The organism is Geobacillus thermoleovorans (assembly GCF_001610955.1).
Classification (GTDB): domain Bacteria; phylum Bacillota; class Bacilli; order Bacillales; family Anoxybacillaceae; genus Geobacillus; species Geobacillus thermoleovorans.
This window is the reverse complement of the sequence record NZ_CP014335.1, coordinates 2023162-2050000: the sequence shown is the minus strand read 5'-3', so window position 1 is coordinate 2050000 and position 26839 is coordinate 2023162. Positions and strand designations below refer to the sequence as shown.

Annotated in this window: 21 protein-coding genes, 5 tRNA genes, 1 rRNA gene and 2 pseudogenes (1 of these 29 cut by a window edge); 24 read left to right on the top strand and 5 right to left on the bottom strand. The window is 52.3% G+C overall.

Translation table 11 applies throughout. The features are described from left to right. The 8 genes from GT3570_RS10200 to GT3570_RS10165 form a co-directional block, all read left to right on the top strand. Nucleotides 1–964: ribosomal RNA gene (locus GT3570_RS10200) — 23S ribosomal RNA — on the top strand; it begins 1966 nt to the left of the window's first position. Between the two features lie 56 nt (nt 965–1020). Further along, nucleotides 1021–1092, top strand: a tRNA-Gly gene (locus GT3570_RS10195). Between the two features lie 10 nt (nt 1093–1102). Further along, a tRNA-Arg gene (locus GT3570_RS10190) sits at nt 1103–1176 on the top strand. Between the two features lie 102 nt (nt 1177–1278). Then, nucleotides 1279–1349, top strand: a tRNA-Gly gene (locus tag GT3570_RS10185). A gap of 316 nt (nt 1350–1665) precedes the next feature. Further along, a tRNA-Arg gene (locus tag GT3570_RS10180) sits at nt 1666–1742 on the top strand. Between the two features lie 806 nt (nt 1743–2548). Continuing rightward, nucleotides 2549–2815, top strand: a complete 267-nt coding sequence (locus tag GT3570_RS18000; protein ID WP_223812650.1) for a LysE family transporter — start codon at nt 2549–2551, stop codon at nt 2813–2815. 335 nt (nt 2816–3150) lie between these two features. Continuing rightward, nucleotides 3151–3435: a hypothetical protein gene (locus GT3570_RS10170; protein WP_014196167.1), complete on the top strand. Its 285-nt coding sequence runs from the start codon at nt 3151–3153 to the stop codon at nt 3433–3435. A 233-nt stretch (nt 3436–3668) separates the two neighbouring features. Further along, nucleotides 3669–6482, top strand: a complete 2814-nt coding sequence (locus tag GT3570_RS10165; protein WP_062898746.1) for a tetratricopeptide repeat protein — start codon at nt 3669–3671, stop codon at nt 6480–6482. 103 nt (nt 6483–6585) lie between these two features. On the opposite strand, the gene GT3570_RS10160 is transcribed toward GT3570_RS10165, so the two are convergent. Beyond that, nucleotides 6586–7827: an aminopeptidase gene (locus GT3570_RS10160; RefSeq protein ID WP_023634329.1), complete on the bottom strand. Its 1242-nt coding sequence runs from the start codon at nt 7825–7827 to the stop codon at nt 6586–6588. A 321-nt stretch (nt 7828–8148) separates the two neighbouring features. Here GT3570_RS10160 and GT3570_RS10155 point away from each other — a divergent pair, with 321 nt between their 5' ends. Beyond that, nucleotides 8149–9585, top strand: coding sequence for a sodium/proline symporter (locus tag GT3570_RS10155; RefSeq protein ID WP_062898745.1), 1437 nt, complete (start codon nt 8149–8151; stop codon nt 9583–9585). Nucleotides 9586–9730: 145 nt separating this feature from the next. On the opposite strand, the gene hpaB is transcribed toward GT3570_RS10155, so the two are convergent. Continuing rightward, nucleotides 9731–11176, bottom strand: coding sequence for a 4-hydroxyphenylacetate 3-monooxygenase, oxygenase component (gene hpaB / locus GT3570_RS10150; RefSeq protein ID WP_023634327.1), 1446 nt, complete (start codon nt 11174–11176; stop codon nt 9731–9733). Nucleotides 11177–11650: 474 nt separating this feature from the next. Between hpaB and GT3570_RS10145 the strand changes: the two genes are divergently transcribed. The 8 genes and pseudogenes from GT3570_RS10145 (at nt 11651) to GT3570_RS18740 (ending at nt 17859) form a co-directional block, all read left to right on the top strand. Next, entirely contained in the window at nt 11651–12166 is a 516-nt protein-coding gene (locus GT3570_RS10145) for a DoxX family protein (RefSeq protein WP_011231622.1), read from the top strand. A 237-nt stretch (nt 12167–12403) separates the two neighbouring features. Continuing rightward, nucleotides 12404–14071, top strand: a complete 1668-nt coding sequence (locus tag GT3570_RS10140; RefSeq protein ID WP_020279268.1) for an AMP-binding protein — start codon at nt 12404–12406, stop codon at nt 14069–14071. 58 nt (nt 14072–14129) lie between these two features. Beyond that, a pseudogene (locus GT3570_RS10135) lies at nt 14130–14891 on the top strand (carboxyl transferase domain-containing protein); the annotation flags it as partial. 85 nt (nt 14892–14976) lie between these two features. Beyond that, on the top strand, nt 14977–16095 hold the full coding sequence (locus GT3570_RS10130; protein WP_025039413.1) for an RNA-guided endonuclease InsQ/TnpB family protein: 1119 nt from the start codon (nt 14977–14979) through the stop codon (nt 16093–16095). A gap of 133 nt (nt 16096–16228) precedes the next feature. Then, nucleotides 16229–16453: pseudogene (locus GT3570_RS10125) on the top strand (SdpI family protein); the annotation flags it as partial. A 22-nt stretch (nt 16454–16475) separates the two neighbouring features. After that, nucleotides 16476–17258 (top strand): YhfC family intramembrane metalloprotease, encoded by a 783-nt coding sequence (locus tag GT3570_RS10120; RefSeq protein WP_062898744.1) that lies wholly within the window; start codon nt 16476–16478, stop codon nt 17256–17258. Next, nucleotides 17255–17620: a VOC family protein gene (locus GT3570_RS10115; protein WP_014196160.1), complete on the top strand. Its 366-nt coding sequence runs from the start codon at nt 17255–17257 to the stop codon at nt 17618–17620. Before GT3570_RS10120 ends, GT3570_RS10115 begins: the two co-directional genes overlap by 4 nt. 101 nt (nt 17621–17721) lie before the next feature. Then, a complete protein-coding gene (locus GT3570_RS18740; RefSeq protein WP_011231615.1) occupies nt 17722–17859 on the top strand; it encodes a hypothetical protein in 138 nt (45 codons plus the stop codon). A 46-nt stretch (nt 17860–17905) separates the two neighbouring features. On the opposite strand, the gene GT3570_RS10110 is transcribed toward GT3570_RS18740, so the two are convergent. Further along, complete coding sequence (locus GT3570_RS10110) at nt 17906–18088, bottom strand: small acid-soluble spore protein H (protein ID WP_011231614.1); 183 nt, start codon at nt 18086–18088, stop codon at nt 17906–17908. Nucleotides 18089–18294: 206 nt separating this feature from the next. On the opposite strand from GT3570_RS10110, the gene bioF reads away from it, so the two are divergent. Beyond that, nucleotides 18295–19467: an 8-amino-7-oxononanoate synthase gene (bioF, locus tag GT3570_RS10105; RefSeq protein ID WP_011231613.1), complete on the top strand. Its 1173-nt coding sequence runs from the start codon at nt 18295–18297 to the stop codon at nt 19465–19467. Between the two features lie 92 nt (nt 19468–19559). Here the strand turns inward: bioF and GT3570_RS10100 are convergent. Both GT3570_RS10100 and GT3570_RS10095 read right to left on the bottom strand, forming a co-directional pair. After that, nucleotides 19560–19633, bottom strand: a tRNA-Pro gene (locus GT3570_RS10100). Nucleotides 19634–19999: 366 nt separating this feature from the next. Further along, nucleotides 20000–20461, bottom strand: coding sequence for a Uma2 family endonuclease (locus GT3570_RS10095; RefSeq protein ID WP_023633430.1), 462 nt, complete (start codon nt 20459–20461; stop codon nt 20000–20002). A gap of 147 nt (nt 20462–20608) precedes the next feature. Between GT3570_RS10095 and GT3570_RS10090 the strand changes: the two genes are divergently transcribed. From GT3570_RS10090 to GT3570_RS10065, 6 genes are all read left to right on the top strand, one after another. Continuing rightward, nucleotides 20609–21184 (top strand): Uma2 family endonuclease, encoded by a 576-nt coding sequence (locus GT3570_RS10090; RefSeq protein ID WP_014196157.1) that lies wholly within the window; start codon nt 20609–20611, stop codon nt 21182–21184. A 156-nt stretch (nt 21185–21340) separates the two neighbouring features. Beyond that, entirely contained in the window at nt 21341–22267 is a 927-nt protein-coding gene (glsA, locus tag GT3570_RS10085; protein ID WP_011231610.1) for a glutaminase A, read from the top strand. 13 nt (nt 22268–22280) lie between these two features. Then, nucleotides 22281–22685, top strand: a complete 405-nt coding sequence (locus tag GT3570_RS10080; RefSeq protein ID WP_011231609.1) for a hypothetical protein — start codon at nt 22281–22283, stop codon at nt 22683–22685. Between the two features lie 426 nt (nt 22686–23111). Beyond that, entirely contained in the window at nt 23112–24425 is a 1314-nt protein-coding gene (locus tag GT3570_RS10075) for an ABC transporter substrate-binding protein (protein ID WP_208854670.1), read from the top strand. 182 nt (nt 24426–24607) lie between these two features. Next, entirely contained in the window at nt 24608–25915 is a 1308-nt protein-coding gene (locus GT3570_RS10070) for a carbohydrate ABC transporter permease (protein ID WP_011231607.1), read from the top strand. Between the two features lie 15 nt (nt 25916–25930). Then, complete coding sequence (locus GT3570_RS10065; RefSeq protein WP_011231606.1) at nt 25931–26758, top strand: carbohydrate ABC transporter permease; 828 nt, start codon at nt 25931–25933, stop codon at nt 26756–26758. Nucleotides 26759–26839: the final 81 nt, after the last annotated feature.

Sequence of the window (26839 nt, the reverse complement as noted above, 5' to 3'; positions counted from 1 at the left end):
AATTCCTTGTCGGGTAAGTTCCGACCCGCACGAAAGGTGTAACGACTTGGGCGCTGTCTCAACGAGAGACCCGGTGAAATTATACTACCTGTGAAGATGCAGGTTACCCGCGACAGGACGGAAAGACCCCGTGGAGCTTTACTGCAGCCTGATATGGAATTTTGGTATCGCTTGTACAGGATAGGTGGGAGCCTGGGAAGCCGGAGCGCCAGCTTCGGTGGAGGCGACGGTGGGATACCACCCTGGCGGTATTGAAATTCTAACCCGCACCCCTTAGCGGGGTGGGAGACAGTGTCAGGTGGGCAGTTTGACTGGGGCGGTCGCCTCCCAAAAGGTAACGGAGGCGCCCAAAGGTTCCCTCAGAATGGTTGGAAATCATTCGGAGAGTGCAAAGGCACAAGGGAGCTTGACTGCGAGACGGACAGGTCGAGCAGGGACGAAAGTCGGGCTTAGTGATCCGGTGGTTCCGCATGGAAGGGCCATCGCTCAACGGATAAAAGCTACCCCGGGGATAACAGGCTGATCTCCCCCAAGAGTCCACATCGACGGGGAGGTTTGGCACCTCGATGTCGGCTCATCGCATCCTGGGGCTGTAGTCGGTCCCAAGGGTTGGGCTGTTCGCCCATTAAAGCGGTACGCGAGCTGGGTTCAGAACGTCGTGAGACAGTTCGGTCCCTATCCGTCGCGGGCGGAGGAAATTTGAGAGGAGCTGTCCTTAGTACGAGAGGACCGGGATGGACGCACCGCTGGTGTACCAGTTGTCCCGCCAGGGGCACCGCTGGGTAGCTATGTGCGGACGGGATAAGCGCTGAAAGCATCTAAGCGTGAAGCCCCCCTCAAGATGAGATTTCCCACCGCGCAAAGCGGGTAAGATCCCTCGAAGATGACGAGGTCGATAGGTCCGAGGTGGAAGCGTGGCGACACGTGGAGCTGACGGATACTAATCGATCGAGGGCTTGACCTATAAGCGGCTTCTTCCGACGGTTATCTAGTTTTGAAGGAATGAATTCTTCTCATGATGCGGAAGTAGTTCAGTGGTAGAACACCACCTTGCCAAGGTGGGGGTCGCGGGTTCGAGTCCCGTCTTCCGCTTTTCCATCATGCGCTCGTAGCTCAATTGGATAGAGCATCTGACTACGGATCAGAAGGTTAGGGGTTCGAATCCTCTCGAGCGCGTTTATTAACTAACTTCAAAAAAAGATATTGACAAAAAAAACAATTAGCGATTATATTTTTATTGCAGTCGTTTCTAAGACAAGTCCTAATGATATTGATCATGCGGGTGTAGTTTAATGGTAAAACCTCAGCTTCCCAAGCTGAAGTCGTGGGTTCGATTCCCATCACCCGCTTTCCTTTATTTTATCGTGAATATCGTATGGATATTGTTCCAGCAGCTCAGCTGGATAGGGCAACGAGCAAAGTCATCTTCGAAATGGCTACGAGTTGTCCTGATGCACCAAGCTTCCTTGAGTAGGCTTGTAGAGGAAGGGACAGCGGGAATGTTGGGGTGTCCTGTTGATTATGTCCCAGCAGCTCAGTAGGATAGAGCAACGAGCAATAGCTTCTTTGAAACAACTGCGAGTTGCCCCGACGCATCGGGCTTCTTCGAATCGGCTTGTAGAGGAAGGGGCAGCGGAATAATGAGAGTGTCATCATGATTACTATGTCCCAGTAGCTCAGTAGGATAGAGCAGCGGCCTTCTAAGCCGTCGGTCGGGAGTTCGAGTCTCTCCTGGGACGCCATTTCCATACAAAAAGAACGCGCAAAAGGCGCTGGAACGAAGTTCTCCGATCGCCAGGAAAGAAGATTGATTCCATGTGCGAGAGGGGAATTTTTTATTTGGTTATAAGAGCCGACAGTGGGAATATTGGAGTGTTCTGTCGATGATGTCCCAGCAGCTCAGCAGGATAGAGCAACGAGCAATAGCTTCTTTGAAACAACTGCGAGTTGCCCCGACGCATCCATCTTCTTCGAGTAAGCTTGTAGAGGAAGGGGCAGCGGGAATATTGGAGTGTTCTGTCGATGATGTCCCAGCAGCTCAGCAGGATAGAGCAACGAGCAATAGCTTCTTTGAAACAACTGCGAGTTGCCCCGACGCATCGGGCTTCTTCGAATCGGCTTGTAGAGGAAGGGGCAGCGGGAATGTTGGGGTGTCCTGTTGATGATGTCCCAGCAGCTCAGCAGGATAGAGCAACGAGCAATAGCTTCTTTGAAACAACTGCGAGTTGCCCCGACGCATCCATCTTCTTCGAGTAAGCTTGTAGAGGAAGGGGCATCGGCCCTAAGCCGTCGGTCGGGAGTTCGAGTTCTCTCCTGGGACGCCACTTACATACGATTCGTTCCGGTTAAAATCCTCAAAACCCTTGATACGATCGCGTTTGCGGTCGTTTTTCATTTTTTGGGAATCCCGAAAAAAACGATAGGATCCGAAAAAATTTTGCACGAATTTTGCACGGTGATCACAGGGCATTATAGAGTTCCATCATGGTTTGATCTACCTGCCGCGATTCTTTTTGTTCCTTCTCGTCTATGATGTGAGAGTAGAAATATTGTTTTTTGGGTTAGCATCTATGGATCTGTATTAGCGATGGAATTGAATTCTATTGAAAGGTATCATGCACTTGCTAAAAGTAGTGCGATATTTCTGGGGATCGCATTATGGGATTTTACAGTAGCACTCTCTGTACATTTGGGAAGAAAAATGATAAGTCAAAAGTGGCTAAAATGGTTATCTGTTGCTGCAGGGATTTCTTTGATTGGATTTGGTATAAGCTTTGGATATAGAGCCTTTAAAACGTTGCTACATATGATATAATTTTTGGCATCAAAAGATACCTCGATCAATACGATTACTTGATTGTGTTCTGTTTGAATTTCCCATACTTTTGGCCACGCTAGATATGCGAACAACGGTGTATTTTAAAGACGGTATAGCTGTCATACAAGCTAATGATACTGGCGAAATTGTTAGTATTGTTACTAGAAGCCCGGTGAAAAACGGGGCGTTGCGGGCAAATCAACGGCGTTGGATCAGAATCGCAAGCCCGTTTGTCAAAGTTTCTCTAATTGAAAAATAGGTGGGCCATCAACCTTCTTCACTAAATCACCAGCTTTCTAGAAAGAATCCAAAAAAAGATTGGAGGGAAATCGATGGATGATTTGTTGCAGTGCATCGAAGACGATCTTGAAGGAAATTTGCCGCCAGAGCAATTTTCTTATGATTTTCCTGCTATATATGCATCTTATTTCGATGATGGAGATTTAGACGAAAAGTACATCGACGCGTTTGATGATATTTCGGAAGCGTGCGACTGGTATGAGCCTAACCCTCTTCATAGAGAGGACGACGATGAGTATATCGGAGAAGAAGAGCTGAGGAACAAAGTAGAGGAAAAATATCAAACGATTAAGAAATTGTCGACGAGAAGCACTTAACCTACTCGAATGGTTACGTGCTTTTTTATTTTCCCTCGTCTTTTTAGCATTTGTAGACGTAAAAGAACAAAGTGGTTCGTGGCCGTAACCACCATTGAAAGTTCCTTTGGTTGGCCTCATCGCATATTGGGTCGAATTTTGTCTCGCAAATGAAAACAAATTGAAACGTTCATGGCGGCGAAAGTTTGTTAAAATGTATAGGATAGAAATAAAATTAGAAAACGTGCCATACAATGAACATGCATGGCAAATATACGAGTCAGGTGATCGACATGGGGTTTGAACAGCAACTTGTTCATAAAACATTTTACGAGACGCTCGTCGAGGCGGGGGAACGCGACGTTGTCAGCGCGCTTGGCGATATGTTTTTCACGGCGCATCGGGATGGCGCTGATTTGTCGTCGATTCGCTTTGCCCAAGGGGAAGTGTATTTCCACCGCCGCGACTACGAAGCGGCGATCTTGAAATGGGAACAAGTCCATCACGACGATTTGCGCCCGTGGGCGCAAAAAAATATCGCCGACAGCTACTATGAGCTTGGACGGCTCGAGCTGGCCGAGGAGCTGTACCGTTCGATTGAGACGGAAAGCGAAACGTTGCATGCGGAAATCATTTTGCGCCTGTTTTCGCTCTACCGTGAGTTGGGGGAAAACGCGAAAGCGGATGATATGATTAAGCGCGGTGTGACGTTGTATCCGGATTATCCGAACATGACCGAATGGGCGCGCGCCTTTTTCGAGGAGCAAGGTGATTGGGAAAGCGCCGTCGAGCTTGCTTTAGGAGAGGCGGTGCGGACGTCGGCGCGCCGCTGGGCGGACATCTTGACCGGTTATGTGGAACAAGGACATGCGCGAACGATGGCGCCTGCGCGGTTTTCACGCTGCCTGGCGCTGTTGTACGAAACGGATCGGGTGAAGTTTGAACGGCTTGTGCAGGCGCTATGGAACGGTTATCGGGATGGTGACCTCTATTTTTCGTGGCTCGCGGAGTGGAATCGCCTCTATGATGAGTTGTCGATCGGCCGCGACTACGACTGGAAGCGAATTCCTGGCCTTTTAGGGGAAGCCTATGCAGGATTGATGAAAGGCCCGTACCGATTGAAAGAGTTGGTGGAAGTGGTGCCACCGCTTGTCAAAAGCTGGGTGAGTTTAGCCGACGGTCCGGAGACAGCGGTGGCCGCGGCTGCCTTGTTGGCGTGGAGTGAGAAATTTCCTGAGGCGTTTGAAGAAGAGACGGTCAACGACGCCGCTAAGCGGCTCGTCCATGCGAAACGGCAAGCTGGGGAAGCGGGTGTGTCGCTATTTGAAGAAATTGCCGATTGGGCGGAAGAGCAGCGGGCGGGCTCGCATTTCCGCTTCCGCTGGTTCGTGCGGCAGCTGTCTGATTCGCGGACGCATTTCGTTTTGGTCGCTGGGGCGTCGCGCCATGAGCGGTTGGCGTTTTTGCGGACGTTGGTCGGCGAGGCAGCGTTGGCGGCGCCATCTGCGCCGGTGCTTGCGTGGAGAAACGGCGGGGAGATGGAAGTCGCGAAAATCAGCGACGACCAGTTTACCGTTTTTTCGAGCATTGACGAATTTCAACAGGCAACGGGCGGCCGCGGAAGCCGATTCTCCGATGACGCTGTCATTGAATGCACGGCGCCGTTTTCACTCGTGCCGCAAGGGATTGTCTTGTTGGATATCGGCCCGCTCGGCGGGCGCGCTTCATCCGACCATGAAGCGCTTGTGTCGTTTTCGCTTGCTGACAGCATTCTTTTTCTTCTCAACGGCGAGGATCCGTTTTCTAGCGCCGATGAACAGTTGATGCTGCAGCTTCGCGAGCGGGCGCCGTCTGCGCCGATGTACGTTTTGCTTCCTCCGGGCGACGGGATGGTGGATGAAGAGGAGACGGCGAGAATCGTTGAGGAAGTGGAAGCGCACGTTCGTACGATCGTTCCGGAGGCCAATGTCATGGTCTATTCGCCGCATGCGCCAAGCCGCAAGCAGCAGCAAGCCCTCGTCGGCTGGCTTGAGGAGATGCGCCGATGCGTGTCCCCTGTCCGCCGCGAGGAAGCGATTTTAACGACGATCCGCCAGTTCATCGCTCATTTGTTCCGGCAGCGAGCCGAGGCGGAAAGTCGACTGGCGGAGCTGGTCGTATGGAAAAAAGAAATGGCGGCCAAACTCAGCGGCGCCATTCATCAGCTTGGCGACCTGCAAGAGGAGAAAACGGCCAAAACGGCAAAGTCGTTCCACACCGTCTTGGCGGAAATGCGGGGCGAGCTGTTGACGGCGATTCCCGATCTGTTGCGCAGCATGGCGGATCTTGTGAGCGAAGACAGGGATTTTTCCCGCTTGCATCTTGAACTGAACGACAAAGCGAACGAACGGCTTCGCGCTTACCTTGATGAAGAGGCGCTGCCAAAGCTGCGCCGCGCCATGGAACAGTGGATTGCAGCGACGGAAGACGAATTCAACGAATGCCAGGTGTTTTTGCATGAAATGGGCGAAGGGTTTAACGCCATGTTCGGCCAGGAACGGCTCAAGCTCGAATGCGATTTTCGCCTTCTCGCCGATTGGCGGCGCGATACGGATCGGTTGATCAACGGGGTGCAAATTGACAAGGTGAACGTTTTCTTGCGGAGAACGCCAAGCCAGCTGCTGTTGAAAGGGGCGGGCAAACTGCTCGGTGCCTTTGCGCAAAACAAGGCGATGCTGGCGCAAAAGTATAAGCAGTTGATCCAGACGCAAGATTACGCTGAGGTGGTGGAGGCGATCATCCAGCAGTTGTTGCTGCCGTTTGAATGGTTTGCCAAATCGCTTGAGCGTGATGTCACTCAATTTTTCCATGCGCCATTGACGGCGCTCGATGAAACGTTGAAACGGCTGGAGCTGGAGATCGCTGCCCAGGAAGGCGAGCTCAAACATATGCGCAAAAACCCTGAGGCGTACCGCGACCCGCTCGTGCTCTTTGGCATTCGTTTGCGGCAATGCGAGCAGCTGGCGCAGGCGGCATCTGCCGCTGTGCACTTGCGGCAGGATGAAAACAACCCCATCGGTTCGGTCTGATCGTTCCGTGTGAAACCGTGCTTGAACGGAATAAGGCTGCGCCAACGGTCGGGTCTGGCCGCTCGTTTGGCGCAGCCTTATTGTTTAGAGCTGGCGAAACCGATTACGCCAGTTCGAATGCCCAGTTGCCGCTGCGGAAAATCGGCTCTCGCTTCCCGTCTTTCGTCACGCCGTCAATGTTCAGATCAGCTGAGCCGATCATAAAGTCGACGTGGACGAGGCTGTCGTTGACGCCGCGACGGTCGAGTTCGTCTTTGGACAATGAAGCGCCGTTCTCGATATTGGTCGGATACGCCTTGCCGAGCGCCAAATGGCAAGCGGCGTTTTCGTCAAACAGCGTGTTGTAAAAAATGAGATTGGACAGCGACACCGGCGATTGGTGCGGCACGAGGGCGACTTCCCCGAGGCGGCGCGCCCCGTCATCGGTGTCAAGCAAATGCTTAAGCGTCTCATATCCTTGTTCGGCGCTGAAGTCGACGACTTGACCGTCTTTGAACGTGAGCGTAAACCCATCGATCACGTTGCCGTTGTAATTGAGCGGCTTCGTGTTGCGCACCGTGCCGTTGACGCCGTCTTTATGCGGCATGGTAAACACTTCTTCGGTCGGGATGTTGGGATTGAAGCGCACGCCGCTTTGACTCGTCGCCGCGCCGCCGTGCCAGACGTGCCCGTCGACGAGTTCGACCGTGAGATTGGTGCCGGGCGCTTCGTAAACGAGCTGTTTGTATTGCTTGTTGTTTAAGTAATCGACGATGCGGGCGAGCCGATCGTTATGTTCGCGCCAGGCAGCGATCGGATCGTCTTGGTCGATGCGGGTGATGCGGAAAATCGCTTCCCATAATTTGTCGATGGCTTCTTCATCACGCAGATCGCCAAATACTTTTTGCGCCCACGCCGGTGTGGGGACGGAAATGAGCGACCAGCAGTTCCGATCGGCCATAATGGCGCTCCGGTAGTTGGCGAGCGCTTGGGCGGCCGTTTTATTGGCGGTGGCGATCCGCTTCGGATCAACATCTTTCAATAAGTCCGGGTTCGGGGCGTAAATGGATAAAAAGGCAGCGCCTTGTTCGGCGAGTTCTTCCATCGCTCTCGCCCGCCACATCGGATACTCGGAAAACGCTTCCTCTGGGGCGTAGTGAAATTTAATGTAAGTAAGCGCCTCGTCGTTCCACTCGACATACACGTGTTTCGCCCCGGTTTCGTACGCGGTTTTGGCGATTTTGCGGACGAGCGGCGCCGCCTCGAGCGGGGCGTTGACGAACAGCGTTTGCCCAGGCTGAATGTTGACGCCGACTTTCACGGCCAATTCAGCGTATTTGTGTAACTCGTTTTCCCAGCGATCCATATCGTTCACTCCTTTTTTTGGTGTCAAGTCCACTTTATTACATGACGATGCGTTTCGCAACTTTTTGAACAACGAAACGTGATGACTGCCTAAGGAAAAGAAAGGTGACAACGAGTTGAGTTAGGATTTAAAAAAGCAAACCGGCATAAATCGCTTCTTATCGTCATAATGGTAGTAATGAAATAAATAAGTCATGAAGCTGCACTTTTATTGGCTGCACCGGCATTGTCGTCTTCGTTCGATGGCAATGTCGGTTTTTTTACGGGGGAAACGGTGGGCGGTGGTGTCGTGAGGCGAACAATATAGCGAGGGGGAGAAACAATGAATGGCATCATCTTGGCGGAACTCGTGCTGTATTGTCTTGTGATGGCAGCGCTTGGCTATTGGTATGGGAAAAAGGAGATGAGCCATTCCGACTTTTTGCTTGGCGGAAAAAAACTTCCCGGTTGGGCGCTCGCGTTTTCCGAACGGGCGACGGGGGAATCGGCGTGGCTGTTGCTTGGCTACACGGGGTTTGTGTTTGCGAGCGGTCTTTCCGCGATTTGGGTGGCGGTGGGCATTGTGATCGGCATTATCGGCGCCTGGCTTTTTTTGGCTGACCGGTTTCGCCAAGAGGCGGAGCGGTACGGTGCGCTGACCTTGCCCGGCTATTTAGCGAAACGGTTCGGCGCGCATGGGCAAACGATTTTATGGCTTGCGACCGTCCTTATTTTTAGCTTTATGATGTTTTATTTCAGCGCACAAATTGCCGGAGCGGGCAAGACATTGTTTACCGTTTTCCATATCGACCCAGCGCTTGGCATGGTCATCAGCGTGGCGATTGTCATTATCTTGTCATACACCGGCGGATTTGTCAGCGTCGTCTGGACGGATATGATTCAAAGTGTGCTCATGCTGGCGACGCTCGTGATTTTGCCTATCGTGGCAGTGGTGGAAATTTACAGTGGTGGCTTGTCGATCAGTGAAGCGCTCCATCACGCAAAACCGGGCCTCGATTCATGGACGGGGGGAGTCACTGGATTTGCGCTCGGGCTATTGCTGTTTAACAATTTTGCCTGGTTTTTCGGCTATCTTGGCGGACAGCCGCAACTGAGCGTCCGCTTCATGGCGTTGAAAGACGCCCGCGAGGCGAAAACGGCCAAAACAGTGGCGATCGTTTGGACATTATTGGCGTATGGCGGAGCGTTTTTGATCGGCCTTGCGGCGATTGCCCTTTACCAAGGACAATCATTCACCGATATCGAGACCGTGCTGCCGAAAATGGTGTTGGACTTGTTGCCGCCATGGTTGGCCGGGCTGCTGTTATCCGGCATTTTGGCCGCCATCGTGACAACGGCCGATTCGCAGCTGCTGGTGATCACGAGCTCCATCAGCGAAGATATTGTCCGCCGCTCGCTGCGCCTCCGCCTGTCGGAAAGGCAGCTTGTCGCCCTTTCCCGCGCGGTGGTGGTCATCGCCGGGTTGCTTGGCTTGGTGCTGGCGATGACATCCGAATCGCTTGTGTATTTCATTGTCAGCTGGGCGTGGGCTGGAATCGGCTGCACGCTGTCGCCGGCGATTTTGCTTTCTTTCTTCTGGAAAAGATATTCCGGAATCGGCGCCATCGCCACGATCCTTGCCGGTTTTGTCAGCACGGTCATCTGGATTTCCTCGCCGCTTGAGGCTATCATCAGTTCACGGTTTACGACGTTTGCCATTGCGCTGGCGGCCGGGGTGCTGTTCAGCTTGTTGTTTCCTGATCGTCAGCGGACGATGTGATCGATCACGTCAATGCGTTAGCATGAGGGTGTCCCGAAAGAGGCGGGACACCTTTTTTCTAGACGGAACGCTTGATGATATCCAGCCTCTTTGAAGAAAAGGCGGGCGTTTATGCCGGCCTGGTGCTGTGTTGGTTGCCGTTTTGTCAACGTTGTTCGCTGTCCAAAAACCGTCGCACCATTTGGGCGCATGCCTCCCGGTCGTAACGATGGTAAAAGGTTGTCGCAAACCGGGCCGGATCGCCGAAGAAAAACCGTTCGTACAGCGTCTGCCGCGTCCCGAAGGCGCTCATCGCCAAATCCCAGGCGAAGCGGAATAGCTGCACCCGCTGTTCGGCCGGAAGCGTCGCTGCCTGCAAATACCGCTCCAAATCCGGGCGGAGCGGAGAGGAGAAATCCGCTTCCGTTGGCAGACAAACAAGCCCGCTGGCGCCAAGCAGCTGAACGATGTCGACAAAACGCGGGTACAAGCGCGGGTATAAAAAGGCAGCGGCGTAAAGCGGGGCAGGATCGGGCACCATGGTGCCGCGCCGGTCCGGTTTCGCTTGGAGCTCGGCAGCGAGAAGCATCGCCCGAAGCGCTTCAAGGGCGGCGGCGATTTCCCCGATTTTTTCTTGCACATGCTGGTATCCGCCAATTTGGATGGCCTCGCTGAGCAGCTCCACCGTTCCAAGGAAAAACTCGGTTTTCACGATGCGCCGCGCCAGCACTTGGTGCAGCAGCATGATCGCCAAATGGGTTTCTTCATCTAGTTCTTTGGCCACCCATGCGTCTTTGTAGAAAAATACCCGATCCCATGGAACGAGCACATCGTCAAATACAACAATGGCGTCGATTTCATCAAAGTGCGCGCTGAGCGGGGCGTCAAACGAAGAGGCGCCAGCAGCAAAAGAAGGGCGGCAGATGAACTTCAACCCCGGCGTGTTGCTCGGAATCGAAAACGCGTACATGTATTCATCGCCAAGAAGCGTCCCGCCGGCTGGCAAAACGAGAAGTTCGTCAGTCATGCCGCCTTGGGTGGCGAGCAGGCGCGCGCCTTTGATGACGAGTCCGTCTGTCGTTTCGCGGATCACTTTGGCGGCGATCGGCTCGCCGTCTTCTTCCATATAGCCGAGGGAACGGTTCACTTGCGGATTGACAAACGTATGGGTAAACGACAAGTCGTTGTTGATCGCCCGCTCATAGAGGCGTTCGATATGTTCGGCGTAGGACGGGTGCTGCTGTCCGAAAAAGTCGGCCGCGGAAGCGAGCGCCATCACGGCGGTGTTCATGTAGTCGGGAGATCGACCCATCATCCCCGCTGTCAAGCGCGCCCATTCTTGGAACGCCAGGCGCCGGTGTTCGAGATCGTCTTTTGTCGTCGGCCGCAAAAACGCCGCGCCGGCCAGTTCCCCCGTCGATGTGCGGAACGTCAGCACCGGCTGTTTGTTTGGATTGTGCTGGGCGTCATATAAGCGGGCTTGGCTTCGGATTACGCCGGCGAAGGCCGGGTGTTCCGACAACTTTCCTCTCACCTGTTGGCCGTTAATCCATATATTGGATTGAAGGTTGTCGATTCGCTCGATATATTGGTCTCCGCGAATAATGGCCATCATTATCATCCCCTTTTTCCGCCAAACCGTTTATGGCCATTGTATGCACACCTAAGAAAAAGGGGAGGAGATTCACTCATGAACAAAGCAGGCCACTTCTACTCGGTTGCGCCCGTTTTGTTTAGCTCGGTAAAGCGCCTGATTGGCAAGGGAAAAAAAGCGTCTTAGCGTGTTCATCCGGCTACGGGATGGTTATGGCGGCTCTAACACTGACGGTGACGTAACTGGCAGCGGGCAATGAACGGTACGGAATGGCCAGCCGTTCAACGTCCACCCGTACTGCTTCGACGGCCGCTGTTGCCCCCTCATGAAACGCGGGGGTCGTTTATATTTTGCGAGCAGCAGCAATTCGCCATTTCGCCACAACTTTTCGAACATATTGTGAAATAGTGAACAAATCCATTTCATTTAGCGGAAAAAGGAGTACGATAAAAGTGTAAGGAAGATCTTCCAAAATGAAAGGGGAGGAACAAAATGGTTGTCAAATGGTTGCGCGAACACATCACGGCGTCGGCGTTGATGGTGGTGTTAAGGTTGTATTTAGGGTATGAATGGATGACGGCGGGGTGGGAAAAACTGACGAACGGTTTTGATGCCTCAGGATTTTTAAAAGGGGCGCTGGCGAATGCCACGGGCGAACACCCGGCTGTGCAAAGCTGGTGGGCGGGCTTTATCGAAAACGTAGCACTGCCGAATGTCGGATTGTTCAACTTCCTCGTGCCATGGGGTGAATTTCTCGTCGGGATCGCGCTCATTCTCGGATTGTTTACGACTTTTGCCGCACTCATGGGAGCTGTCATGAACTTCGCCTTCATGTTCTCGGGCACGACGAGCACGAACCCGCAAATGGTGCTGCTCACCGTCTTCATCCTCGTCGCCGGAGCCAATGCCGGACGCTACGGTTTCGATCATTGGGTGCTGCCATATCTCCGCCATTGGTGGACGGATAAAACGCATCGTCCACATCGCCCGGCCGCAGCGCATAAATGACCGCCGTCAAGCCGCGTAAGCTGCTCCGGCTTTCCTCCTTTTCCTAACGGCTGCTCCTTCTCCAACGTGGAAGGGGGCGGCCGTTTGTCAGGGCGGCGAAAATGATGGGTCGTTCAAAAAAGGAAATCGGCGAATGACGGCGAAATTATTTCATATGGATGAAGCAGAGGACATGAACAATTGGGAGAAAGCGTTTTCTAAGCGAAAAATACTGACCATTCAGTATTCTGTCGAAGGATGGTGAAACAGGTGAACCAAACGCCCCCGTATTGGCCGAGCAGATTGCCGAAGAAGCTCCACTATGTGCTCGGCGAACAGCCGCTCTATCATTATTTGCGCCATCGCGGCGAACGCGAGGAAAACGAGCCGGCGTACATCTTCTACAACAAGGTGGTCACTTGGGGAACATTGCTGGATCACGTCCGCCGGTTTGCCCGCTATTTGCAGGAAAAAGGGGTGAGGAAAGGGAGCTATGTCGCCTTGTACATGCAAAACTGTCCGCAATACATCATCGCCCACTTCGCCATCCAGCAGTTAGGCGGCGTCGTCGTCCCGCTCAACCCGATGTACCGGGAATCGGAGCTCGCCTATTTTTTCGCTGAAGTGCCGCTTGTCGGCATCATCGCTGGGGAAGAAGGATTATCCCGCATTCAACAAGCTGAACAACAAACGGCGCCTCTGTCGTTTATCGTAACGTGCCACTACGGCGATTACGCCGATCCGGCAGGGGGCATCCCGCTTTGCGCCGAGCTTGTGCAACCGAAAGAGGCGATGAGCGCCGCGGACGATTTTGCGGCCATCATCGCCGCCTATCCGCCGCTTGATGAGACCGCTTCTATTGACTTATGGAACGATGTCGGGTTGATCATTTTTACATCGGGTACGACCGGTCGGCCGAAAGGAGCGATGCTCACCTATGGCAATGCGCTATTTAAGACGGCCGCATCCGCCCAGGCGAACCGGCTGACGGAAAAACGCGAACAGCTTATGGCCCATTCCCCGCTTTGCCATATTGCCGGCATGGTGATGGGACTGAATACGCCGGTGTACACGGGACATCCATGCGTGCTGTTTACCCGCTTTGATCCGATGGCGACGATCAAAGCCATCGAAACGTACAAAGTCACGGCATGGTACAGCATCGCGCCGATGAATGCGGCCATTTTGCAAGTGCTGTCAACCACCTCTGCCGACTTGTCAAGTTTAAAACGCAACTTGGCGACGAGCTTCGGTCTGCCGGTGACGAAAGACCTTGCCGAGCGGTGGGCGGAAGCGACCGGCGGCTGCCTGTTGTACGAAGCCGCCTACGGGCTGAGCGAGACGCATACGTGTGACACGTTTATGCCGGATGACCGTGTGAAATTTGGCTCGTGCGGCATCCCGACGTATGAGACGGACATTCGCATCATCGATCCGGAAACGAAACGGGAGCTTGGGCCCGGACAGTCGGGGGAAATTGTCGTCAAAAATCCGGGGGTTTTTCAAGGCTACTTCCGCCGCGATGACGCGACGAGCGAGACGCTGAAAGATGGGTGGGTGTACACTGGCGATATCGGGTATGTCGATGAAGACGGCTATTTGTATTTCCAAGGGCGGTTGAAAGAAATGATTAAAGTGTCCGGCTACAGCGTCTTTCCGGAAGACGTCGAGGCACTGTTGAACGAACATCCGGCCGTCAAGCAATGTGCGGTCATCGGCGTGCCTGACCCGATGAAAGGGGAAGTGCCGAAAGCGTTTGTCGTTCTCCATGATTCGTACAAAGGAAGGGTGGCGCCGTCTGACTTGATCGAATGGGCGAAAACGCATATGGCGGCGTTCAAGTATCCGCGTTATATCGAGTTCATTGATGAATTGCCGGCGACGCCGTCAGGCAAAGTATTGCGAAAGCTGCTGCCAAGAGAATAACATAGCGGCGGGGTTTGATGCGGGCCGCCCCGCCTTTTTCTGCCAAAGGGGGATCGCGATGAAACATTTGCGGCAATTAACAGACGAACTGATGGCGAAAAAAGCGCGCGCCGCGCTAGGCGGCGGAGAAGAGAAAATCGCCAAGCAGCACGCGAAAGGGCTCCTGACGGCCAGAGAGCGGATCGACCTGCTTGTGGATGCCAAAACTTTTGTCGAGTTCGGACAGCTGAACGCGTCCGACCAACCCGGTTTGGAAGAAACGACGTATGGAGACGGGCTCGTCGCCGGCATCGGTAAAGTGAATGGCCGCCCGGCGGTCATCATCGCCGGGGATAAAACGGTGCTTGCTGGAACGGAGGGGAGCGTTCATTTGCGCAAGTCGCGGCAAATGCATGCGTTGGCTGTGCGCAATGGCTTGCCGATGTTTTTCCTCCATGAAGGCGGCGGGTTGCGCATGCCGGACGGGATGGGGTCGGACGGGATCAGCGACAAATTGTTTCCACGCGAGCTGCTCACCCACCACCGGAAAGTGCCGACGATGGCGGCGATTTTGGGGGACAGCTACGGTGGGCCGACATGGACGGCGGTCAGCTGCGACTTTGTCACGCAGCTGAAGGGGACATGCATGGCGATCGCTGGGCCGCGCATGCTTGAATTGGCCAACGGGCAGCGCGTTTCTCCAGAAGAGCTTGGGGGCGTAGACATTCATTACCAGTATACAGGGCAAATTGACGCCGATGGCGAGACAGAGGCAGAATGCATCGAGCAACTAAAAAGGTTTTTTTCATCGTCTTTGGCGAGGAGACCCCCACTTCAACGACCAAAGGGAGTAAGTGGGGGAGGAATCGCTTTTTTGTGTTTTTGTATCACTAAAAAATATATTTAGTGAAAGAGAGGTGAGACAAATGGACATGACGTTAACAGCCAAAATCAAAATTTACCCAACAGCGGAACAAGCAGAAGTATTGAAAGCCACCCTTTCCGCTTATCGACAAGCGTGCAACGCTGTGTCTGTTGTGATTTTTGACACAAAAGTGCTTGCACAAGCCAAGTTACACGACATGACCTATCGTCTACTTCGATCAAACTACGCTTTGCGTTCGCAAATGGCGCAATCTGTGATTAAAACGGTGATCGCTAGATACCGTTCCCTAAAAAGCAATGGTCATGAATGGACATTGGTTCGCTTTAAAAAGCCTGAATATGACCTCGTTTGGAATCGAGATTACTCCATTGTTCAAGGGTTATTTTCTGTCAATACACTAGAAGGACGAATCAAAGTGCCATTCGAACCAAAAGGCATGGAACAATATTTTGATGGCTCATGGACGTTTGGCACAGCCAAACTCGTCTACAAGCATAACAAATTCTTTTTGCACATCCCCATGACCAAAACAATTCCAACCGTGGATGAACACAACATCCGCCAGGTGGTCGGTGTCGATGTGGGTGTTAACTTTCTTGCAACAGCTTATGATTCGCAAGGGAAAACGATCTTTTTTAACGGACGAAAAATCAAGCATATGCGTGCCAAGTACAAACGAATGCGAAAAACCCTCCAGCAAAAAGGGACGGCTTCTGCGCGTCGGAAGTTGAAAACAATCGGACAACGAGAAAACCGTTGGATGACGGATGTGAACCATGCTGTCACGAAGGCACTCGTTCGTCAATATGGAGAACGTACCCTTTTTGTATTAGAAGATTTAACAGGCATTCGTGAAAAAACAGAACGTGTACGTATCCATGACCGATATGAAACCGTATCGTGGGCGTTCTATCAGTTCCGTCAAATGTTAGAGTATAAGGCACGTTTGCATGGGTCAAAAGTGATGGTGGTTGCTCCGCATTACACCTCTTTGACATGTCCAAAGTGTGGTCATACGGAAAAAGCCAATCGAAACAAGCGTACACACACCTTTTGTTGCCGAACATGCGGATACACCTCAAACGATGACCGCATTGGTGCTATGAACCTTCAACGAAAAGGAATAGAGTACATCGTTGAAGGAACGACACAGGCATGACCTGCGTCGTTGGGTAGTTGTCAACCGGCCCCTAATGCAACCCCAAGTCAAGGAAGGAGGACGAAGTCCGCTCGCACTTCTGGGGAGTTGCAAGCCCCCACTTCAAGCGTTAGCGAAGTGGGGGTAGTTGACTGGCATTCGCACACCGTGGACATTAGCGAGTGAGACGGTTTGGCATAAAACGCACCGTCTTGGCGGCAAAGTATTTACCGCGATGGGGATTTTGTCGATGCTCACCGCGTTTTGGCGCGGAGAGATGAGGGCTGTTTTGTTTGTCGTCATCATCGTTGTCGGCAATTTGTATCTCATCGTTCGATCGTTTCTTTATGAGCAGCAAGAACAGCGCAACCGTTCCTAAATAAGCGGGAGGGGGAGAGGACGTGGGAGTGATCGGTGCGGCGGTGCAGCTCGCCATTTCATTGTTTGTTCCAGTTGGTCTCGCATGGTACGGAAGAAAAAAAGGATGGCTTTCATGGAAAGCGCTCGGCGTCGGGGCAGTTGTGTTTCTCGTTTTCTCACAAGTATTGGAAAAAGCGCTGCACATCGCTGTGCTCGAACCGGGCCGGCCGGCGTTAAAAGGAACAGGCAGCGTTTGGCTCTTTGTCCTGTACGCGGCGCTTGCCGCTGGCGTGTTTGAAGAACTTGGCCGCTATGTCGGGTTCCGTTGGCTGCTAAAGCAACATCGCGGATATGGCGATGGTTTATCATTCGGGCTTGGGCACGGCGGGACGGAAGCGGTATTGCTCGGGGTGGTTGGCGCGGTCAACGTCATCTTGCTTGCGAGCCTGATTCAATCCGGATCATTCGACAAAACGATCGCCCCATCGCTTCCGGCAGGACAGGCGGAGCTGATCAAGGAGCAAGTGTTGCACACGCCGTTTGCGATGTACGTGTTAGGCGGCTTGGAACGGCTGTTTGCTTTGGCGGTGCACGTGGCGCTGTCGCTCCTCGTTTTGCTCGGCGTGCGCCAGCGGCAGTTCCGTTATGTCCTGTACGCGATTTTGCTTCACACGGCGATGGACGTCTTGCCCGCGCTTTATCAAGCGAAAGTGGTCAAAAACATTTGGGTGGTCGAGGGAGTGCTGCTCATTTGGGCGGTTGCTGCGGTTTCGTTCATCCGCCGGATCAAACCGGCATTCGAACAGGGAGGAGAGGAACGATGATTCGTGTAAAACGGCTTGACCATGTGCAAATTTGCATTCCGTTTGGCGCCGAAGACGAAGCGCGCGCCTTTTACACCGGTGTGCTTGGTTTTCAAGAAATCGAAAAGCCGGAATCGCTGAAAGGAAACGGTGGACTTTGGTACAAAGTCGGCGATATCGAGCTCCATATCGGAGCAGAAAACCGCGACGGCTATAACAGCAAAAGCCACCCGGCGTTTGAAGTGGAAGATGTCGAAGCCGCGCGCCGCTATTTGGAATCACAAGGCGTCGTGACGCAAGACGAAAAACCGATTCCAGGGGTGAAGCGGTTTTCCTTTCGCGATCCGTTTCACAATCGGATCGAGTTGTTAGAAAAAGGATAAGATCGTTTCATAAGCCGTCCGATCGGGCAGTGCTCTTTTGCTCCTTCGCGATAGTAACCTCTTGTCATTCAGGGCATGCTAGAGACGAAGGAGGAATCGAGATGGAGAGAAAAGCGAACAACAAGCGCAACGACAAATCTGTCCGCACCGCTGATGCCCGGACGGCAGGCCGAGCAGCGATGAAGGAACAAACGGTGCAAGAGGCCTACAAGCAACGGGAAGAGCTGACGGCCGATTAAATCAAAAAGCGGGAGAAAGGACGCGTCCTTTCTCTCGCTTTTTTCGTTACGAATGCTCCTCTAAGCTTGCGACCGGCACGCTTTGCTTTTGATTCGGGTTGTCAAGCGGGTGAATCGTTGCTACACCTTTTTGCTGGTCGACATGCTCAATGTAAATGCGCTGGCCGTTGTACGTGACGTTTGCCATCACCGGCGACGACGCGATTTCTTGCGCCCGACGGACATCCATTTCCAACACCTCCTTTTTGCCGATAACACGTATAGTATGACATTTTTGCGATTTGACTATGCATGCGGTCGAGGGTGGAAATGAATAATTCACAGAACCATGTGCTAAATAATCAATAAACGAAACTGATCATCTTTTCCTAGCCGATTTGCGGATTTTAATGTAAACTATTTTTTATGAACGGTTTACATAAAAGGGGGATAGGGATGAAAACCGAACTGACCGTCAAACTGCACGAATGGGAACAAAAAGCGCAAAAACGCCAGCTGCGCCGGGCAGAGGCTTCAGGCGCTACGGTCATCCTGAACGGAAAGCCGATGTTGAATTTAGCGTCCAATAATTATTTAGGGTTGGCGGATGATAGGCGGCTCATCGAAGCGGGCTGCGAGGCGATGAGGGCATATGGGGCCGGAGCGGGCGCGTCGCGGCTCGTCGTCGGCAATCATCCGCTCTATGAGCGGGCGGAAGCCGCGTTGAAACAGTGGAAAAAAGCAGAGGCGGCTCTTATTTTCAACAGCGGCTACACGGCCAACATCGGCGTGTTGACAGCTTTAATTGGCCGAGATGATCTTGTCTTTAGCGATAAGTTGAACCATGCGAGTTTAATTGATGGCATCCGCTTGAGCAAAGCCGCCTGTTTCCGCTATCGACATCATGACATCGATCAGCTGGAATCATTGTTGAAGCAATCTCCGCCCGCGAAGCGGAAATGGATCGTCACCGATGCCGTCTTCAGCATGGACGGCGATATGGCGCCACTCGAGGAGCTGGTTGAGTTGAAGCGGCGTTACCGTGCCGTTTTGCTCGTTGACGAAGCGCACAGCGGCGGCGTGTTCGGACCGAACGGTGAAGGGCTGCTTCACCATTTCGGGCTTGAGAAGGAAGAGGATGTGATCGCCATCGGCACCTTCAGCAAAGCGCTCGGCAGCTTCGGAGCGTATGTAACGGGAGAGCCGTGGCTGGTCGACTATTTGATCAACAGCGCCCGCAGCTTGATTTTTACAACCGCCTTGCCGCCATCGGTCCTTGCCGCCAATGAGGCTGCCATTCATATTGTCCAAGCTGAGCCAAAGCGGCGCGAGCGGCTGCACGCCCTAAGCGAAAGATTCCGCACCAAGCTGAAGCGGCTTGGGTTTGACACAGGCGGCAGCGAGACGCCGATCGTTCCCGTGATCGTCGGTCCGAACGACCGAGCCGTGGCCATGAGCGAGCAGCTGCAAGAAGCTGGCATCGCGGCCGTCGCCATCCGGCCGCCGACCGTCCCTGAGGGGACAGCGCGCATTCGCTTTTCCATCACCGCCGCGATGACGGAAGAAGACATTGATATGGCCGTTGACTGCATCGCTTTGGCGGGGAAGCGGATTGGACTGATTTCGTAGGAGGAAACAGCATCATAATGATGGAACTGATGGAACGTGGGGGAAGAAAAACAAAAAACCAGCCGAACGTTTTTTCGGCTGGTTTCCTTCGATCGGGATGACAGGATTTGAACCTGCGACCCCACGCACCCCATGCGTGTGCTCTACCAAGCTGAGCTACATCCCGAAATGGATGGTGAGACATTTCCAATTATACAAGAAAAGCAGGACAAAATCAATGGCGAATTTTGCGTTGAGTTGGAAAAGGATGCCGTTGAAAGACTAGCGGCATCCTTGTTGCTGACAAGTCTGTTTTTTTCTGTTTTCATGCTCCTTTGAACGTATCTTCCTCTGTCTACCCGCCCCTGCTTTTGCGACAGAGAATTCGCCATTGATTATACGGCAAAGCATGCAAGATGTCCCGCTAAAGAACTCGTGATTGGAAACGAGTTGTTCAGCAGAGACTCTTTTTAAGTTGAGAAACTTTGCAAAATCGACTCGCCTTCCGCCACAAAAACCGCCGATAGGCCGAAAAGAATTGTTTTCCCGTCTTCTACACGCCTTGGAACACGAGCGCGGTGTCAATCGTTCCGATAACAGAATCGAACGTTTCTCCGCAGGCGATGATCGTCTCGGCGTATCGATCATGTTCGAGTGTGCACTGACGGATCGTTTTGTTGTATGGGTCGGCGATCCAGTATTCTTCCACTCCGTAGGCACAGTACAAATCTTTTTTCAGCGTCACATCGATTTTGTAGGTTGACGGGCTGACAACTTCGATGACGATGAGCGGCCGCCCCTTATAGCCGCCGATGATTTTTTCCGGCCGTTCGCAATAGACAGCGACATCCGGCTGGATAAACTCGTTCATCACTTTTCCGTTCTTTTCGAGTTTCACGGATAAGTTTGAAATCGGTTGACATTGGCTTTTTCCTTTGATCATGGAAACAAGATTGTGGCAAACGATTTGATGTTCCCATGACGGGGACGGGGACATGTTGATGGCTTCTTGCATGCTCCTCACCTCTTTTTCATTTCTTTTTCATTATACTTGAAACCGTTCTCCCTTGCCTACAACAGGTTGTTGAGAAAAAAGAAAACGCTAGGTTGCCGGGCAGCGTTCAAGTATACTAAAAAGAAAAGAGGAAAGGAGGCCGTTTTGATGCCGATGCCGGAAAAAGGGCAGCCGTTCACCTATGCGCAATACATGATGCTCGACGAAGATGTACGATATGAGGTCATTGACGGCCAAGTCTTCAACATGTCTCCCGCTCCGACGCCGAAACATCAGGCAGTGCAACGTGAATTGTTGGTGGAATTTGCGACATATTTGCGGGGGAAAGAATGCACCGTATTTGGCGCTCCGATCGACGTTTGTTTGGCGGAGAGAGATGATCCGGAACAAATTCGCGAATGGGTTGAGCCGGATCTTGTCGTTGTCTGCGACAAAAACAAAATTCGTGAAAAACGAATTGTTGGCGTGCCGGATCTCGTTGTGGAGATTATTTCAAAATCAACGGTGCGCAAGGATAAAATCGTCAAATTTCACCGTTACGAGCGGGCAGGGGTGAAAGAATATTGGATTGTCGATCCGATGAATGAGACGATTGATGTCTATGTGCTCGAAGAAGGGAGATTCCGCCACCAAGGGATGTATGTCCGCGATGATACGATTCCTGTTCGCATGTTTCCCGGATTTGTGATCGAATTGAAAAACGTATTTGCCGAAGAAGAATAAGAAAAACGGCTGCTGTTCAAACAGCAGGTTCAGGCTGTCGTCTTGAAGAGGAGTTGTTTTTCCGGCGGTCCGCTTGGTGAGCCCCGTCGGAAACCTCTGCTGTTTGAAGCGTTTGGGCATAGAAACGGAAAAAATAGGCGATACTAACCATCGGTGATGCTTGTGTACAACCAAGAAGAACTGGTCCGCTTTGTCGAAGAAGCGAAGCAGTACGCCCGCTACGGAAAAGTGGCTGACTACATCCCCGCCTTAGGCAAGGCGAACCCGAATGAGCTGTCGATCGCCATTTACACGCCGGATGACGAGGTGGTAAGCGCCGGGGATGTGACGGTGAAAGTGACGCTGCAAAGCATTTCCAAAATTATTGCGCTCGCCCTTGTGCTCATCGACCGGGGCGAGGATGAGGTGTTCCATAAAGTCGGCATGGAGCCGACGGATTATCCGTTTCATTCCATTGCCAAATTAGAGGAAAAGCCTGCCAAACCGCTGAATCCGATGATTAACGCCGGCGCGCTTGTCGTCACGTCGATGATTCAAGGCGGCTCGGTGTCCGAACGGCTGGAACGGCTGTTAGCGTTCGTCCGCCGTCTCGCTGGCAACGAACGCATTTCGTACTCCGACGAAGTGGCCCGCTCCGAATTTGAAACAGCGTTTTTAAATCGTTCGCTTTGCTATTTTCTCAAGCAGCATCGTATCATTGATGAAGATGTCGAAGAGCTGATGGAATTGTACACGAAACAGTGCGCCATCGAAATGACGTGCATCGACTTGGCGCGCATCGGCTTGGTGCTCGCGCTTGACGGACGCGATCCGCATTCGAGTGAGCCGCTCATGCCGCTTGATGTCGCCCGCATTTGCAAAACGTTCATGGTCACGTGCGGCATGTACAACTCATCAGGTGAATTTGCCATCAAAGTCGGCATTCCGGCGAAAAGCGGCGTCTCGGGCGGCATTCTCGCTGCCGTGCCCGGGCGGTGCGGCATCGGCGTTTTCGGCCCGGCTCTCGATGATAAAGGGAACAGCTTGACCGGGGTGAAACTGCTCGAGCGGCTGTCAAAAACGTATTCATTAAGCATTTTCTAAGGAGGAAATCACGATGAAAACATTTACGGTCCAGTTTCACCGCGAAGACGACGTCGAAGCGATGAACGTCGGCAAGTTGAGCCAAGAGGATTTTGACAAGGCGACCGAAGGCGGGACGCGGCATCTGTTTGACCTTGACACGAACATCGGCTATTTCGTCTTTTTTGACGCCGAGGACAACGAAGGCAAGGTATCGTATTTAATGCTTCAATACGAAGAAGACAGCGAAGACCCGAGCGCGTGCTACGGCTTTGAGCTGAAAGACTTTTACGAATTTATGGCGCTTTACTTAAACGACCTTGAATTCGCCGACGAAGAAGAAATGGCGGAAGATGGCGAAGAGGAATACGGCCCGATTCACCATTTAGCCCATTTGCTTTATCATATCGTCGAGGAAGGGAAGACGGTGGAGGTGTGAGGCATATCCCAAGCCAAACGGCTTGGGGTTCTTTGTTTATAGGGCAAAAAAAGAATTTGGGGGCTTGACGAACGATTTTACGGCGATGTAAGATGGTTTTGTAATCGATTACATAATAAGCCGACAAAGCGGACAAGGGGCGCGATGCTGATAGACAGGCTGTCTTCATTGAAAAGGAGAAACGGAAAACGATGCCCGCTTTTCGGCTTTTGGCGAGAAAAGGACAGACAAGCGAAAACGAGGATGATTCGCCCATTTGTATGTAATCGATTACAAACAATCGATGCATAGACAAGCAGTGGGGGATGCCAAGTCAAAAGTCAATGGATGTCATGTCCAGGAGGTGATTGGGGCAGTCGAAGCAACCACTATACGCGATGCCATGCGGTGTTTGACAAATCCAAAATTTAAAGGGGGAGAATGACGATGAAAAAGACGTTAAAAACATCGGCTGTTTTGTTAGCGCTTACGATGGGGCTCGCGGCATGCTCCGGCGGCCAAAGCGAGAGCCAGACGGGCAAAGACAGCAAAAACGAAGAAGGGAAAACGAGCCAGTCTGAAAAAGTGAAAATTGTCTATGCCCGCGGCCAAGATTCCACGAAAGCCACCGAAAAAATCATCGAAGCGTTCGAGAAAACGCACCCGAACATCGATGTGGAATTTCGCGAAATGCCGGCTGACACCGGGAAGCAGCATGATGCGTATGTCACGATGTTAAATGCGCAGTCGTCGGAAATCGATGTCATGGATCTCGACGTCATTTGGCCGGCTGAGTTTGCTCAAGCGGGTTATACGCTGCCGCTCGACCGCTTTATTGAGAAAGACGGCATTGACCTCGGCAAATACAACCAAGGGGCGCTTGCGGCCGGCAACTTCAATGGCAAGCAATGGGCGATGCCGAAATTCATTGATGCCGGCATGCTGTTCTATCGCACCGACCTGGTGCCAAAGGACAAAGTGCCGAAAACATGGGATGAACTCTTAAAAGAGGCCAAAGAACTGAAAGGAAAAGGCGGCACGAAATTCGGCTATTTGATGCAGGCCAAACAATATGAAGGATTGGTGTGCAACGCGGTTGAATTTATCGCCTCTTATGGCGGGCAAATCGTCGATAAAAACGGGAATGTCGTGATCAACAGCCCAGATACGATCAAAGGGCTGAAGAAAATGGTGGAAATCGTCAAGTCCGATGTTGTGCCGAGCAACATCACCACATTCACTGAACCAGAATCGCATACCGCGTTCATTGAAGGACAATCGCCGTTTATCCGCAACTGGCCTTATCAATACGCGCTAGCGAATGACAAAGAACAATCGAAAATCGTCGGCAAAGTCGGCGTGGCTCCGCTTCCGGCCGGAGACAAAGGTTCGGCTGCCGCGCTGGGCGGCTGGATGACCGCGATCAACAAATATTCGAAACATCCGAAAGAAGCATGGGAATTTGTCAAATTTATGACGGGGCCGGAGGGGCAAAAAATTTCCGCGATTTACGGCGGTTTAGCGCCAACGCTTCCCGAATTGTTTAAAGATCCGGATGTCTTAAAAGCCAATCCGTTCTTTGCGGAAGAAGGATTTGTCAATGCGTTGAACGCCGCTGTGCCGCGCCCGGTCGTCCCGAACTACCCGGAAATTTCGGAAATCATCCAAATTAACGTATCCAAAGCGCTGGCCGGGGAGCTGACGGTCGAACAAGCTGTGGCCAATATGGAAAAAGAAATGAAAGCAGCCTTGAATAAGTAAGGAGAATGACTGGGCCGGCGCGCCGCAGCCGATCCGAATCCGGCCAACGCCGGCCAATGCCCCATCAGCCAAACAAAGAACGCAATTTTGTTTGACCACTTTCGGTTCATTAGCCTTCAGTCCGCCATCTGCCCGGTGCTGAAGGCTAATATCCTTTTCTAAGCAGAAGGGAGAGAACAGCGATGAGGAATGAAAAGCGAATGGAGCGCCTATTAGGCTATTCGCTTGTCGCGCCGGCCATGCTGCTCATTTTGGCGATTGCCATTTGGCCTGTCATTCAGTCCTTTTATTACAGCTTGTTCGACTATCGGCTCAACGACCCGACCAAATCGTCGATTCACTGGAGTTACAGCCTCGATCTGGAAGGATATCTACAAAACTATCCGTTCCTCAAAAGCGCTCTTAAGCAGGAAATGGCGGCTGCGGATGGACAAACGAAACAAACGTTGGCGCAAATCGAACAAAAACTCGCGAAACTGGACGCGGCGATCCGTTCCAACGATCAAGTGGCGGAGCAATATGACAAAGTGAACGAAGTGCTCGACAATTTCGAGACGCCAAGCGATGAGCTGAAGATCGCCGAGCTGGACAAACAGACGGCCGAGCGGCTGACCGACACGGTTCATGATGTCGTAAAGACGCTCAAAGAGATGAAAAAAGCGGGCGAACTGCAGCAGGCGGATAAAGTCGTCGGCTTGGCCGAAGGGCTCGAAGGGGTCGTGATCGAGCCGAACTTTGTCGGCCTCAAGCATTATAAGGACAGCTTCAGCGACATGCGCTTATGGAAAGCGTTATGGAATACGACGTTCTTTACGGTGGTGTCGGTCGCCATTGAGCTGGTGTTAGGGCTCGGAATTGCGTTGCTCATCAATAAGGCCTTTTTTGGCCGCGGGCTTGTGCGGGCGACGATTTTGATTCCGTGGGCGATTCCTACCGCCGTATCCGCGCTTATGTGGAAATTTTTATACGATGGACAAAACGGCATTGTCGCCAAATATTTCGAAACGGTCGGCCTTGTCGACCGGATGGGGGATTTGTTGACGACGGAAGCGGGGGCGATGTTTGCGGTCATTTTTGCCGATGTATGGAAGACAACCCCCTATATGGCGCTCTTGCTGCTGGCCGGGCTGCAAACGATCCCGAGTTCGTTGTATGAGGCCGCTTCCATCGACGGAGCCACCAAATGGCAGCAATTCACAAAAATCACGCTGCCGCTGTTAAAATCAAGCATTTTAGTCGCGTTGTTGTTCCGCACGCTCGATGCGTTCCGCGTGTTCGACTTGATTTATGTCTTAACCGGCGGAGGGCCGGCGAACTCGACGGAAACGATTTCCATTTTAGCGTATAAAGTCATGTTCTCGCAGACGAATTTCGGTGCGGGATCGGCGCTCGCTGTCATCGTGTTTCTCTGCGTGGCGGTGATTTCCATGATCTATATTCGCTGGCTTGGGAAAGATTTGTTGTCTGATGGCTCCAGCGTCAAACGATAACGAAGGGGTGAGACGATGCAAAAAAAAGCCGGTCCGTTCTTTTACGTGTTTTTGGCCCTGTTTGTGTTCTTTGTGATGTTTCCGTTTTTATGGGTTTTGCTCAGTTCCATTAAGCCGCTTAGCGAATTGTTTGGCGACAAAGCGTTCGATTGGTTTACGAGCCATCCGACCTTAAAATCCTATGTGTCGGTCTTTGTCAATTACCCGTTTTTGCGCTATTTATGGAACAGCACGGTCGTGGCGACCATTACGACGGTGTATACGGTCTTTGTCGCCGCGTTTGCGGCTTATGCGATTGCGCGCCTTGAATTTAAAGGCAAGACGGTCATTCTCGGCTTGGTGTTGGCTGTATCCATGTTTCCGCAAATTGCCACCATTTCTCCGATTTACATGTTTGTGAAAAAATTCGGGTTGACGAACAGCTACTTGGGATTGATCATTCCGTATACGACGTTTGCCTTGCCGTTGTCGATTTGGCTGTTGGTCACCTTTTTCCGCAAGATTCCGTTTGATTTGGAAGAAGCGGCGAAAATGGACGGGGCGACGCCGATGCAGACGTATTTTAAAATCATTTTGCCGCTCGCTGTGCCAGGGGTGTTTACGACGTCCATTCTCGTCTTCATTGCCGCATGGAACGAATTTTTATTTGCCTTGACGATCAATACGGCGGAAAAATACAAAACCGTTCCGGTCGGCATTGCCATGTTCCAAGGCCAGTATACGATCCCGTGGGGCGAAATTTCCGCGGCCACCGTGATTGTGACGATCCCGCTCGTCATCATGGTGCTGTTGTTCCAGCGCCGCATCGTCTCTGGGCTCACGTCCGGCTCGGTAAAAGAATAAGGAACGAACGTGAAAAAGGATGCCAAGCGAGCATCCTTTTGTTTTTTGGGGTAATGCCCATTTTGAAACACGAAACAGAGG

Excerpts from the sequence above, each read along its gene's own strand:
- GT3570_RS18740 (WP_011231615.1), top strand. The coding sequence starts at position 17,722 with ATGGAGAGAAAAGCGAACAACAAGCGCAACGACAAATCTGTCCGCACC.
- GT3570_RS10080 (WP_011231609.1), top strand. The coding sequence starts at position 22,281 with ATGAAAACATTTACGGTCCAGTTTCACCGCGAAGACGACGTCGAAGCG.
- GT3570_RS10165 (WP_062898746.1), top strand. The coding sequence starts at position 3,669 with ATGAACATGCATGGCAAATATACGAGTCAGGTGATCGACATGGGGTTT.
- hpaB (WP_023634327.1), bottom strand. The coding sequence starts at position 11,176 with ATGGCCATTATTCGCGGAGACCAATATATCGAGCGAATCGACAACCTT.
- GT3570_RS10065 (WP_011231606.1), top strand. The coding sequence starts at position 25,931 with ATGCAAAAAAAAGCCGGTCCGTTCTTTTACGTGTTTTTGGCCCTGTTT.
- GT3570_RS10160 (WP_023634329.1), bottom strand. The coding sequence starts at position 7,827 with ATGGATCGCTGGGAAAACGAGTTACACAAATACGCTGAATTGGCCGTG.
- GT3570_RS10090 (WP_014196157.1), top strand. The coding sequence starts at position 20,609 with ATGCCGATGCCGGAAAAAGGGCAGCCGTTCACCTATGCGCAATACATG.
- bioF (WP_011231613.1), top strand. The coding sequence starts at position 18,295 with ATGAAAACCGAACTGACCGTCAAACTGCACGAATGGGAACAAAAAGCG.
- GT3570_RS10095 (WP_023633430.1), bottom strand. The coding sequence starts at position 20,461 with ATGCAAGAAGCCATCAACATGTCCCCGTCCCCGTCATGGGAACATCAA.
- GT3570_RS10155 (WP_062898745.1), top strand. The coding sequence starts at position 8,149 with ATGAATGGCATCATCTTGGCGGAACTCGTGCTGTATTGTCTTGTGATG.
- GT3570_RS10110 (WP_011231614.1), bottom strand. The coding sequence starts at position 18,088 with ATGGATGTCCGTCGGGCGCAAGAAATCGCGTCGTCGCCGGTGATGGCA.
- GT3570_RS10145 (WP_011231622.1), top strand. The coding sequence starts at position 11,651 with ATGGTTGTCAAATGGTTGCGCGAACACATCACGGCGTCGGCGTTGATG.
- GT3570_RS10140 (WP_020279268.1), top strand. The coding sequence starts at position 12,404 with ATGGTGAAACAGGTGAACCAAACGCCCCCGTATTGGCCGAGCAGATTG.
- glsA (WP_011231610.1), top strand. The coding sequence starts at position 21,341 with ATGCTTGTGTACAACCAAGAAGAACTGGTCCGCTTTGTCGAAGAAGCG.
- GT3570_RS10130 (WP_025039413.1), top strand. The coding sequence starts at position 14,977 with ATGGACATGACGTTAACAGCCAAAATCAAAATTTACCCAACAGCGGAA.
- GT3570_RS10075 (WP_208854670.1), top strand. The coding sequence starts at position 23,112 with ATGAAAAAGACGTTAAAAACATCGGCTGTTTTGTTAGCGCTTACGATG.
- GT3570_RS10070 (WP_011231607.1), top strand. The coding sequence starts at position 24,608 with ATGAGGAATGAAAAGCGAATGGAGCGCCTATTAGGCTATTCGCTTGTC.
- GT3570_RS10115 (WP_014196160.1), top strand. The coding sequence starts at position 17,255 with ATGATTCGTGTAAAACGGCTTGACCATGTGCAAATTTGCATTCCGTTT.
- GT3570_RS10170 (WP_014196167.1), top strand. The coding sequence starts at position 3,151 with ATGGATGATTTGTTGCAGTGCATCGAAGACGATCTTGAAGGAAATTTG.